At 41.6% G+C, this 10,705-nt stretch carries 12 protein-coding genes and 1 pseudogene; 7 read left to right on the forward strand and 6 right to left on the reverse strand.

What is annotated here, in order from left to right; genetic code table 11:
* Nucleotides 1-133: 133 nt before the first annotated feature.
* The gene (dhiT, locus tag WA010_RS00895) at nt 134-403 is read right to left on the reverse strand and encodes a type II toxin-antitoxin system toxin DhiT (RefSeq protein WP_422555295.1); all 270 of its coding nucleotides are present in this window, start codon (nt 401-403) and stop codon (nt 134-136) included.
* A gap of 400 nt (nt 404-803) precedes the next feature.
* Here dhiT and brnA point away from each other — a divergent pair, with 400 nt between their 5' ends.
* Entirely contained in the window at nt 804-1,043 is a 240-nt protein-coding gene (brnA, locus tag WA010_RS00900; protein WP_422555296.1) for a type II toxin-antitoxin system BrnA family antitoxin, read from the forward strand.
* A 17-nt stretch (nt 1,044-1,060) separates the two neighbouring features.
* Entirely contained in the window at nt 1,061-1,723 is a 663-nt protein-coding gene (locus WA010_RS00905) for a hypothetical protein (protein WP_422555297.1), read from the forward strand.
* A 54-nt stretch (nt 1,724-1,777) separates the two neighbouring features.
* Here the strand turns inward: WA010_RS00905 and leuA are convergent, their stop codons facing one another.
* The 3 genes from leuA to WA010_RS00920 form a co-directional block, all read right to left on the reverse strand.
* The gene (gene leuA, locus WA010_RS00910) at nt 1,778-3,445 is read right to left on the reverse strand and encodes a 2-isopropylmalate synthase (RefSeq protein WP_422555298.1); all 1,668 of its coding nucleotides are present in this window, start codon (nt 3,443-3,445) and stop codon (nt 1,778-1,780) included.
* A 101-nt stretch (nt 3,446-3,546) separates the two neighbouring features.
* Nucleotides 3,547-4,560, reverse strand: coding sequence for an undecaprenyldiphospho-muramoylpentapeptide beta-N-acetylglucosaminyltransferase (gene murG / locus WA010_RS00915; RefSeq protein ID WP_422555299.1), 1,014 nt, complete (start codon nt 4,558-4,560; stop codon nt 3,547-3,549).
* Nucleotides 4,557-5,735 carry an FtsW/RodA/SpoVE family cell cycle protein gene (locus WA010_RS00920; protein ID WP_422555300.1) on the reverse strand — a complete coding sequence of 393 codons (1,179 nt, stop codon included), beginning with the start codon at nt 5,733-5,735 and terminating at the stop codon, nt 4,557-4,559. The genes murG and WA010_RS00920 overlap by 4 nt, the downstream gene beginning before the upstream one ends.
* Nucleotides 5,736-5,892: 157 nt before the next feature.
* On the opposite strand from WA010_RS00920, the gene flgB reads away from it, so the two are divergent.
* Genes flgB through WA010_RS00940 form a run of 4 tightly spaced genes read left to right on the forward strand, consistent with a single transcriptional unit; the run spans nt 5,893 to nt 8,937 of the window.
* Complete coding sequence (flgB, locus tag WA010_RS00925) at nt 5,893-6,291, forward strand: flagellar basal body rod protein FlgB (RefSeq protein ID WP_422555306.1); 399 nt, start codon at nt 5,893-5,895, stop codon at nt 6,289-6,291.
* Between the two features lie 16 nt (nt 6,292-6,307).
* Nucleotides 6,308-6,802: a flagellar basal body rod protein FlgC gene (gene flgC, locus WA010_RS00930; RefSeq protein ID WP_422555301.1), complete on the forward strand. Its 495-nt coding sequence runs from the start codon at nt 6,308-6,310 to the stop codon at nt 6,800-6,802.
* 17 nt (nt 6,803-6,819) lie between these two features.
* Nucleotides 6,820-7,122 carry a flagellar hook-basal body complex protein FliE gene (fliE, locus tag WA010_RS00935; RefSeq protein WP_422555302.1) on the forward strand — a complete coding sequence of 101 codons (303 nt, stop codon included), beginning with the start codon at nt 6,820-6,822 and terminating at the stop codon, nt 7,120-7,122.
* A 15-nt stretch (nt 7,123-7,137) separates the two neighbouring features.
* Nucleotides 7,138-8,937 (forward strand): peptidoglycan D,D-transpeptidase FtsI family protein, encoded by a 1,800-nt coding sequence (locus tag WA010_RS00940; RefSeq protein ID WP_422555303.1) that lies wholly within the window; start codon nt 7,138-7,140, stop codon nt 8,935-8,937.
* Here the strand turns inward: WA010_RS00940 and WA010_RS00945 are convergent.
* Together WA010_RS00945 and panC are read right to left on the reverse strand one after the other, a co-directional pair.
* A complete protein-coding gene (locus WA010_RS00945; protein WP_422555304.1) occupies nt 8,921-9,448 on the reverse strand; it encodes a hypothetical protein in 528 nt (175 codons plus the stop codon). The genes WA010_RS00940 and WA010_RS00945 overlap by 17 nt on opposite strands.
* Before the next feature lies 1 nt (nt 9,449).
* Nucleotides 9,450-10,271: a pantoate--beta-alanine ligase gene (gene panC / locus WA010_RS00950; protein ID WP_422555305.1), complete on the reverse strand. Its 822-nt coding sequence runs from the start codon at nt 10,269-10,271 to the stop codon at nt 9,450-9,452.
* Between the two features lie 166 nt (nt 10,272-10,437).
* On the opposite strand from panC, the pseudogene prfB reads away from it, so the two are divergent.
* Nucleotides 10,438-10,705, forward strand: a pseudogene (prfB, locus tag WA010_RS00955) (peptide chain release factor 2); the annotation flags it as partial.

The raw sequence follows: 10,705 nt of genomic DNA on the forward strand, positions 1-10,705 counted from the left end.
TTTTGAAGCTCTGTGAATATCCCTTTGTCCAAATAGGGAGAGACATCAAATATTTTTTTCTCGTCGGTATTAAACGTAATAGAGAGCTTTGGAAACTCGAAAATCTCTACTGATTTGACATAAATACTCATGGTTATTTCAACGGTTCAATTTTAAAAACAGCTTGACCAGTGATAGCAAGTTCCCAGTCTGCCATCAAATCTTCTTTGTGAATCTCCATCCATGCCACTGTAAGCTTTACCTTGTTTTTTGGCAAATCTCCCTCAATCATCTCTCCACTCTCTATATCAAATACCCCCGAAAAATCTTGATATTTTGCATGAATATGAGGCGTATGATGTTTTTCATTGTCAAAGTAATAAAGACTAATAACGATTCCGTAAAACAAGCTAATCGTTGGCATTGCAACCTCTTTATTTTAGTTCGTTTATTGTATCACTGATTGGTTTAAATAGTAATTCTACTTTTCTGTTTAGCCAAAAAGTAGCAAAAGAGCATACCTCGATCCATGAACGCTCGCGTGACTCCTTGCACTTCTGCATCACACGCGGCTCTAGGAATTGGATCGTGGGGATTGTTTTGTATTTTCTCACTCTGCGAAAATCATATCATCAAATAATCTTCTGCCTTGCGATACCACCATGAGCAAGGTCGCTCGCAGTAGTGTGAAGCGACCGTCAGCGACTTGTCGCAAGGCGATTTTCTTTTGCTACTTTTCTTGTTAAAAAGAAAAGTAGATAAGATATTTAAAAGATTGACATAAAAGTATAGAAATGATACTATTTTTATACCAAGGATTTACGATGAAAGCTGAAAAATTAGATGAACTGTTTGACTCAGGCGAAGATATAAGTGAGCATCTCGATCTCACCACTGCAAAACGGATCGGAACACAACCGAAAAAAGTAAATGTCGATTTTCCCGAATGGATCGTCAATGCACTCGACATCGAAGCCAAAAAGATCGGGGTGACACGCCAATCGATTATCAAGGTTTGGATAGCAGAGCGGTTAAAAGTGGAACAGACGCATAAGGCGAGTTAAGATTAATAAGGATTACCATGTATAAAATATTTTTTTTATTTGTAATGTTTACTTCACTGTGGAGTTCGGATGAACCTATTAAATGTCAACAGCAAAATATTTTAGCAAAATATACTGGTCATTACACAGATAAAGATTTATGGAAGAATATTCCAAAAGAACGAAATTGGGCTGTGACAAATGAACAAGTAAAAAATAATTTTATAAGTGTTAACATTAATAAAGATGGAGAAGTCACCGCCTATACTAATTGGCATGAAGGTGCTTTACAACCTACATGTAGCTCTATCATAAAAAATAAATTATGGGTTATTAATGAGTACACATATAAATGGGAAGGTCCTTTTATACGAGCAGGCAAAGCTTATGATGAAAATTCGATTTATTTTAATAGACTATTTCAAAATAAGTGTTATAAAGATGAATTAAATCAAAAATGGTGTTTCGGAAATAGTAAAATCAACATTGATAACAAAAAAATTAAAGTTATATTGATGTTAGATACTGTCGAAAGCCCTCTTTATGGGAACGCATTAAGATTAGAGGAAGACAGGTCAAGGCTATGGATGTTTGTTCCGTATAAAAATGGTTGGAAAGTTTTTCAAGATACATTTGTCACAGACGAAAATCATAAGGTAATTAACCCTCTTACTGATAAACCGTGGCATATATTGAAATAAATTTAAAGAGCTAGATCCCCGATCAGGTCGGGGATGACGAAGAAGACGAAAAGGTTACGAAAACGCTCGATTCAACGCACTAAACATCGCTTTGATCGAGGCTACGGTGATATCATTATCACACCCTACCCCGAAAAATTTCTCCAAACTCTCGCTCTGGATCTCGATGTACGCGACCGCTTCGGCACTGGAAAGCTCTCCGCGTGAATGCTCAGAGTAGGAGAGGATTTTAAAGCTGTGGGAATACTCCACCATCAATGCATTTTTACACGCATCGATAGGACCGTTCCCGCTCCCTTCGCTTCGGATCGTCTTGCCGTTATGGGTGTATTCCAACACACATTTTGCGGAGTGCTCTTTTGCACTCTCCGAGATCACCGAATAGTCCACAAATTCGATGTCATGCGGCTCGCCGAAATAGGTCTCCTCAAAGATGTCTAAAATCTCTTCGCTTGAGAGTTCGCGTCCCGCTTCATCGGTAACGCGCTGAACGATGGTTCCGATCTCAGGGTGCATTTTCTTCGGCAACGAATAGCCGAATTTATCTTCGAGGACGTAGGCTACCCCCCCTTTACCTGATTGAGAATTGATACGGATAATCCCCTCATAATTGCGTCCTACATCACTCGGATCGATAGGGAGGTACGGTACTTCCCAAAACGCATCCTCTTTGGCACGCTGATACGCCAACCCTTTGTTGATCGCGTCTTGGTGGGAGCCTGAAAATGCCGTGTAGACGAGTTCACCCACATACGGGTGACGTTCATGGGTTTTCATATCGGTGCACTCTTCTACGACACGTACAACGCTCTCCAAATCGCTGAAATCCAACTCAGGATCAACCCCTTGGGTGTACATATTGAGCGCTAATGTGATAATATCGACGTTTCCGGTGCGCTCACCGTTGGAGAGCAACGTCCCCTCGACACGATCCGCCCCCGCCAACAACGCCAACTCCGTTGCGGCAACGGAGGTTCCGCGGTCGTTGTGAGTATGTGTCGAGATCAATACGTACTCACGGTTGGTGAGGTGACGGCTCATCCACTCGATCTGATCGGCATAGACGTTCGGTGTCGCCATCTCGACGGTTGCGGGGAGGTTAATCACTACTTTACGCTCAGAACTGATACCCCAACGATCCGTTACGGCGTTACAGATACGGGCGGCAAATTCGAGTTCCGTCCCCGTAAAGCTCTCAGGGGAGTATTCGAGCATGATCTCGCCGTCATGTTTCAACGCGCGGGCTTTGACCATATCGACCCCCTCCATTGCAAGAGCGATAATCTCGTCTTGCTCTTTGCCGAAGACGATCTTGCGCTGTGCGACCGAAGTCGAATTGTACAAATGGACAATCGCTTTTTTGACTCCCGCCAACGCTTCAAACGTTTTGTCAATCAAATGTTCGCGCGCTTGGACGAGAACTTGTACCGTGACATCATCGGGAATCAATTTTTGCTCCACAAGGATACGCAAAAAGTCAAATTCGACTTTCGATGCGGAGGGGAATCCCACCTCGATATTTTTAAATCCGAGTTTCAGCAAGAGGGTGAAGAGAGAGAGTTTTTGATCCAAATTCATCGGGGTGATCAACGCTTGGTTTCCGTCGCGAAGATCGACACTGCACCAAATAGGGGCGTGCGTGATGGTTTTAGACGGCCAAGTTCTATTTGGCAAATCAACTTGTGGATACGGGCGATATTTGCCCATGGATGCGTGTTTCATAGTGAAACTCCTTTTGAAATTCTCTCCTCACTGCCCTTGCTGGTGGCAATAAGTGGGCGAATTATAGCAAAAAGGGAAACAAACGCGGATGAACTCTATTTTTATCGTTTTTCGATCTTTTCAATGATATGCGCTGCTCCATCCGGTGCGATCAGTTTTCCTAACGCTTCGCTTTTTTCACCTATATCACTCATAATCGCCTCTTTAAGCTTCTGTAATATAGTTTTATTTTGACGTTCACACCAACCCATACCATGTTCAATCACATAACGAGCATTATGATACTGATGATCCCCTGCCGCATTAGGATAAGGGATAAAAAATGCTGGAACCTGAGCAGCACATAGTTCCCAAAGGGTACTGGCACCTGAACGACTAATAGCAAAATCGCTTCGGCTAATCAGTTCTACAATATCAGTCGTAAACCCATACACTTCCGCATTTATTCCCATCTCTTTATATGCCAATTTGACTCGTTCTTCTTCTTTCAAGCCACATTGATGGATAATATATATTCCACCATGGTCAAGCCATGGAGCGATCTCTAAAGCTAAATCGTTGATGAATTTTGCCCCTTGTGATCCCCCTAAAAATATTACCGTTTTAATGCTATCTCGAATACGTGCTTTTTGAAAATAGAGGGGATTAACCGGATAATCACAATGATTATCCCCTTTTTCATACGAGCTGTAAAATCCTTTAGCATACGGACGAAGCAAACGGTTAAGTTTTCCTGTAACCGCATTTTGTTCATGAATGTACAATGGTATTTTTGTGATCACAGCAGCAAGTGCAGCAGGTGCAGCCGAAAATCCCCCGACACTTACCACTACGTCAGCATGAAAATCACGAATTAGTTCTTTAGACGTCATAACCGCTTTGAATATCTTCCACAATGCATCTAATTTACTAAAACCACTTTTATTGACCACACCGGTAGTTTCCAAAAAATAAGTTTTTTCAAATAAAGTACTTTCAGCAAACCACTGCTTGTCTTGCCCAGAGGTGGAGCCTATAAACCATACACGATGCCCTCTATCACGTGCTGCCTCCGCTAATGAAAGGGCAATAACTAAATGTCCTCCTGTTCCACCACCAGTAAAAATAATATTCATTTTCTGTCACCCGACTTGTATTCTATTTTTTTAGAAAGCATCAATACCATCCCTATTCCAACCGCAGAAGCCAACATTGCTGAACCACCATAACTTAAAAATGGTACTGATATCCCCTTAATCGGTGTAAGCCCACTGATCCCATATGCATTAACCATAAAGGCAAATGTAATCAAAAGCCCTACCCCTAGACTAAAAAGATACGCCGTATCATTATGAGACCGATTGGCTATTTTAAAAAGACGATGCAGTAAAGAAATGAATAAAAATGTGACCACAAATACTCCAATAAACCCGAATTCTTCTGCTATTCCCGCCAAAACAAAGTCGGTATGAACTTCACTTAAAAACCCCAACTTAAAAGTTCCACCACCTAATCCGGCACCAAGCATACCGCCATTATGAATTGCATTCAAGGAGTGTCCAATTTGATACGCTTCCTCAGCGTTATCAATCCGCAAATGTTGTGCAATAGATTCAGGGAAAAAAGCAAGAATTGTACTTTGTGCCGATGCCCACCATGATAAAATACGCTCAATACGGTGTTCGGAAGTTAAAATAAAAAAGAGAAAAAAACTCACCGATCCCGCTATCAACGTCATGAAAAAACGGAAACTGCTCCCCGCAAAAAAGAGCATAAAGGCCAATGTTAAAGCCAAAACAACAACTTGTCCTAAATCATTTTGTAAAAATGCGATAAGGAACATTACCAAAATAAAAATAGCCGCATAAGGAGCTACCCGCTTGAATTCTTCAGTTATCCCCATATCAGCATGATGACCCAATTTACGAGAAAAACTCCACGCCAAAAAATAAACAAATCCTATTTTAAAAAATTCTACCGGAGCAAGTGAAAAACCAGGTAATTTAATCCATCGTTTTGCACCCCCAACTTCACTAACCAATGATGTAGGTAAAAAAGGCATTACCAGCATCAAAAAAATCCCTCCGAAAAAGAGCGTCAAACCTAGACGATGTAACCATACATCAGGATTAAGCTGTGCGAGAAACCACATAATCACAATCGAAAGAATCCCAACCAAAAGTTCCCTAATAACAAAGTGAAAATTGTTGTATTCAAATAAAATAACTGTATAGGCTGAAAGAGTATAGGAACAAATAATCCCTATCGTAATTAAAGCCGTTGTCAAAAGAAATAATTTTTTATCAGCCATTCCGGAACTTATACTGTATAATTTTCACATAGTATATCGAGCTTTAGGCAAGAGTTCGATAAAATAGGATTGGAATGTTTTTTGCTTTACTCCTTTAAAGTAATTTAAAAGAAAAGGGTTCAATGTGGGTCTAACGATTTCCAAAGCTAATAATTTGATGAATGAAGCACTCGACTATCGTGCCGCTCGTCAAGATATGATTGCCGGAAATATCGCCAATGCCGATACCCCATTCTATCGTCCAAAAGATATCCGATTTGAAGAAACGCTGGCTCAAAAAAGTGCTCAGATCTTCCATGATAAATCACAAACTCTTCCAATGGTAAAAACCAACGGAATGCATATGGACACGTCATCGATCCCAAGCGATCTAAAACCGACGATGTTTTTTCGAGACGGTCATATGACTCGAAATGACGGGAACAGCGTCGATTTGGATGTCGAAACAACCGAAATGTCAAAAAACTCGATGATGTACAATGCGCTCATTGCCGCCAAGAAAAAAGGAACCGGTATTTATAAAAGCGTTATTGATGCATCGGCTAAAACATCTTGATAGATAAGGACAATCTATGGCTTTCTTAAACAGTTTTGATATCAGTGGCTACGGTCTCTCTGCACAACGAGTCCGTGTCAACGCCATCAGTTCGAACATTGCCAATGCCCAAACAACCCGTACTAACGAGGGGGGACCTTACCGCCGTCAAGAGGTCATTTTCAAAGCAGTTGATTTCAACACCGTATTCAATCAAGCCTTGCAGGAAAATACCTCCGCCTTGGGATACAGTGATCCACTCAAAGAAGGTCTTTCAGGACTTAAACCTCATCCTGCGATCAGTACGGTCGTGGTTGATAAAATCACTCGTGACGATACGGCTCCGAAAATGAAATATGAACCTTCACACCCTGATGCGGATGCCAACGGTTATGTCGCCTATCCTAATATTAATCCGGTTGTTGAAATGGCCGATTTAGTGGAAGCAACAAGGTCATACCAAGCCAATGTAGCCGCATTTGAAAGTGCGAAGAATATGGCTTCCAGTGCCATTTCAATGATGCAAGCATAATTTAAGGGATAATTTTTATGGCTGATATTCAATCTATCAAAGCACTCTCCACTGCAGATTTGCTTTTAAGCAAAAGTAGCGGAAGTGTTGAGAACGGTACTACCGATTTTGCTCAAGAGCTTAAAAATGCTCTCGGTAATGTCAACCAAATGCAAGTCGAAGGTGAAAAGGCAATGAGCGATATCGCCACCGGAAGCGTCAAAGACCTTCATCAAGCGGCTATTGCCATCGATAAAGCGGAAATCAGTATGAAATTGATGCTCGAAGTACGAAATAAAGCTCTAAATGCGTACAAAGAAATTACCCGAACACAAATGTGATTTAGCCTTCCTCATATGCGCCATACCAATAAATCAAAAAAGATCCTTGCTCTTTTTCTCGTGCTACTGTTCGGTTTCATCATTTTTTTGACAGTGATGCTCTATACCGCATTACATGAACGAGATATCCCCTCTATCTTCTCCGAAGATAGAGTAAAAGCTCAACGCGGTTCCATTATCAGTGCAGACGGCTTTAGTATCGCTACCACACAAAAGCTCTATAAAGCTGTCGTTAACACTCGTAATATCGATCCTGATAAAGAAGAACTTTTTGTTCAGCTTTTCAGTATCTACAGCGGAATTGAGGCCAGTGAAATCCGCCAACGTCTCCATACCCGCAAAGGCTCGGTAACACTAAGCTACCACATTAGCCCCAAAGAAGCAATGTATCTCAAAACTCTCGGGTTCGAGCTGCGCCGCTTAGGTGTTTTTATCGAATATGAAACATCCAGTGGTCAACGAGTGTTACAAGGACTTAACATTATCGAAAGCGGTGAAGCTCGAACCTATCCTTACGGTAAACTTTTAACTCCTCTTTTGGGATATCCGCGTAAAATGGAAGAAGATGGATACACCCGTGTATATGGTATTAAAGGATTAGAAAAATTTTTTGATGAAGAACTTAACCCTCAGCAAAATAAAATCCAAAAAGCACTCCGTGATGTCAACGGTTATCTTATTTTAAATCATCAGAGTGATTTGAAACGCCAAATCAATGGTCTCACCGTCAAACTCAACATTCCTATCACGTTTCAAACCCGCATAGAAGCAGTTACCGATAAAATCAAAGAACAACTCCAAGCCGATGAAATTATTGCTACCGTCATGGATTCAAAAACCGGCAAAGTGATTGCATTGGCAAGTTCCAACCGATTTGACCCAAGCCATATCCGTACTTCTGATTACCCTTCTTTAAATACCAATGCTATTGAATACAGTTATGAACCAGGATCTGTTATTAAGCCGATTATCTTTGCTCTTCTTCTCGATCAGGGACTTATTAACCCTTATGATATGGTTAACGGGCATAACGGGCGAATGACGATGGGACGAAAAACCATCGTAGATGAGCATCCGTTTCATATGATCAGTGCCGAAGATGTTCTCGTTCATTCCTCCAACATTGGAATTGCTCAACTGGCTCAAAAACTAAATGGTGTGGAATACACAGAAGGATTAAAACGGTTTGGATTTACCCATTTTAGCGGAATTGATCTACCCTATGAAAAACGAGGCTCCATCCCAAGTTCTACCCAATTAAATAATTATCTCTATAAAGCAATCACCTCATACGGTTACGGAATGCGGGCTAACGCTATGCAGCTTGTTAAAGCATTTAATGTCTTTAACAACGGAGGAAAACTGATCAATCCAATGGTAGTAGATGCACTGTATGACGACAATGGTCGGGCAATCCCTATGCAAGTACAAACTCCGACTCAAGTAATTTCTCCATCGACAGCTGAGAGAATGAAACAAATACTGATCAAAACAGTCAATGAAGGTACCGGAGTAGGTGCAAAAACACCGGGGCTGGAAATCGGCGGAAAAACCGGTACGGCACATATCGCTAAAAAGGGAAAATACGTTAACAGCTATCATACTTCTTTTATCGGATTTGCCAACGATTCTACCCATAACTATACCATCGGGATTGCTGTTATCGAACCCCGTACCGTCTATTTTGCGGCTATTACCGCCGTTCCGGTTTTTAAAGGAGTCGTGGATGTCATGATTGAAGAAAAATTACTCAAACCTGATCCGGCAGAAGTTACGGCGGCGGCTTCGCAAATAACTCCTACACACCATCCTTAAGGGCTTTTTGAATCAGCTTTGTAACCTCTTTTTCAAAGGGGTATTCCCGTTCTATTCCCCACACTTTTATTACCGCTTTTCCTTTGACTAAGAGTTTCCGTTTCGATTGAAGTATCCCTAATACCCGTTTGGAATCGAGTTTTTTCAGATTAATCCGAAATTGAAGCGGGATCAATTTTTGATTGCCCGAAGCAACAATGATCATTTTAGCCGTCTCTTTTTTCACCTCACCCAACGCAATTACTTCATCGCCGTCATTGAGAGAATAATCGAGTGCAACCACCGTTATATCGCTGTGCCATTTGTTGAGAACCTTGACATCGGTTCCGATACGGATCGCTTCATTTTCCACCGGAACTCCTAGTAGTGCCAATACACCCAGCATCACTTCACTGCCCGAATTATCCAACCGAAAATTTCCTTCAGGCTCGATAAAAATATCTTCTCCCATTTTTGGAGTACACCCACTGAGAAGAAAAAGAAGTGACGCGATTAGTAGACTCTTTTTCATCTTACATCCACACATTATCGATCAGTCGTGTAGTCCCAACTCGTGCCGCAACAAGGATAATCGTATCACCCAGTATCACTTCGGGAATTAACTCAAATGCTCTGTTGACAATCGCAACATACTCGACGTCAAGCGGTAGCAAAATCGTAAGCATCTCTTGGCGGATCGATTCAGAGCTCAGATTCCCCTGCATCACCTGTTTGGTTGCCTGTTTTAACGATGCTGAAATTTTCAATGCCTCTTGACGCTCAATAGCACTGAGATAAACATTGCGGCTTGAAAGAGCCAATCCGTCACTTTCACGTACGGTCTCCATCGATACAATCTCGATATGCATAAAAAAGTTATTCACCATCTGAGTAATCAGAGCCAACTGCTGGGCATCTTTTTTGCCGAAATAAGCACGTGTCGGACGGACTTGATTCAAAAGTTTCATCACCACCGTCAAAACACCGTCAAAATGACCGGGTCGTGATACCCCTTCGAGAATATATCCTCTCACATCCGGAGCACATATTCGCACCTCATCCTCTCCATACATCCCTGCCACATCCGGGTAAAAGAGAACATCAACACCGCTCAGCTCACAAATTTTAAAATCGGCTTCCTCGCGACGAGGGTATTTGCTCAAATCCTCTCCCGGTAAAAACTGGGTCGGATTCACAAAAATAGAGACGACAACAGTATCATTCTCACGACGTGCCGCATCGATGAGGGTACGATGCCCAATATGAAGTGCCCCCATCGTCGGAACAAACCCCACATTTGCGTTGCGAGTTTCCAATGCCTTATGAAGTTCCGATACATTGCGTGCGATAATCATGCTTTTAGCCTCATTAGAATATAATCGCAATTATACACTGATGTTACGCAACAAAATAAGCAAAGCCCATTTTGTTGGCAAGGACATAAATGTCCTTTGCAATCCCCTAAAGCTGCCCGTATTGCATACGGGAGATTAATTTTATACGAATAGGATATTCCTTTACATGGATCATTACGAATATACCGAATTACTTAAAACGTTGACGATTAAAATGCAAAACGTCACCGATGTTGTCCGTCCTCAAGAGATTAATGCCCGCTTGAATGAAATTACAGCCCTCGAAAACTCCGATGGATTTTGGAACGATGCCGCCAATGCAGGGGTCGTACAAAAAGAGAAAACTCAACTCGAACGTCGTCTTGCCAAATACTCCAAAACGTTCAATACCCTCGGTGATGCCGTCGATTTGTATGAAATGGCAAAAGAAGAGG

Source organism: Sulfuricurvum sp. (genome assembly GCF_049305995.1).
Classification (GTDB): Bacteria; Campylobacterota; Campylobacteria; order Campylobacterales; family Sulfurimonadaceae; genus Sulfuricurvum.

Excerpts from the sequence above, each read along its gene's own strand:
- flgB (WP_422555306.1), top strand. The coding sequence starts at position 5,893 with ATGAATGAAGCACTCGACTATCGTGCCGCTCGTCAAGATATGATTGCC.
- murG (WP_422555299.1), bottom strand. The coding sequence starts at position 4,560 with ATGAATATTATTTTTACTGGTGGTGGAACAGGAGGACATTTAGTTATT.
- WA010_RS00940 (WP_422555303.1), top strand. The coding sequence starts at position 7,138 with ATGCGCCATACCAATAAATCAAAAAAGATCCTTGCTCTTTTTCTCGTG.
- WA010_RS00920 (WP_422555300.1), bottom strand. The coding sequence starts at position 5,735 with ATGGCTGATAAAAAATTATTTCTTTTGACAACGGCTTTAATTACGATA.
- dhiT (WP_422555295.1), bottom strand. The coding sequence starts at position 403 with ATGCCAACGATTAGCTTGTTTTACGGAATCGTTATTAGTCTTTATTAC.
- panC (WP_422555305.1), bottom strand. The coding sequence starts at position 10,271 with ATGATTATCGCACGCAATGTATCGGAACTTCATAAGGCATTGGAAACT.
- brnA (WP_422555296.1), top strand. The coding sequence starts at position 804 with ATGAAAGCTGAAAAATTAGATGAACTGTTTGACTCAGGCGAAGATATA.
- fliE (WP_422555302.1), top strand. The coding sequence starts at position 6,820 with ATGGCTGATATTCAATCTATCAAAGCACTCTCCACTGCAGATTTGCTT.
- WA010_RS00945 (WP_422555304.1), bottom strand. The coding sequence starts at position 9,448 with ATGAAAAAGAGTCTACTAATCGCGTCACTTCTTTTTCTTCTCAGTGGG.
- flgC (WP_422555301.1), top strand. The coding sequence starts at position 6,308 with ATGGCTTTCTTAAACAGTTTTGATATCAGTGGCTACGGTCTCTCTGCA.
- leuA (WP_422555298.1), bottom strand. The coding sequence starts at position 3,445 with ATGAAACACGCATCCATGGGCAAATATCGCCCGTATCCACAAGTTGAT.
- WA010_RS00905 (WP_422555297.1), top strand. The coding sequence starts at position 1,061 with ATGTATAAAATATTTTTTTTATTTGTAATGTTTACTTCACTGTGGAGT.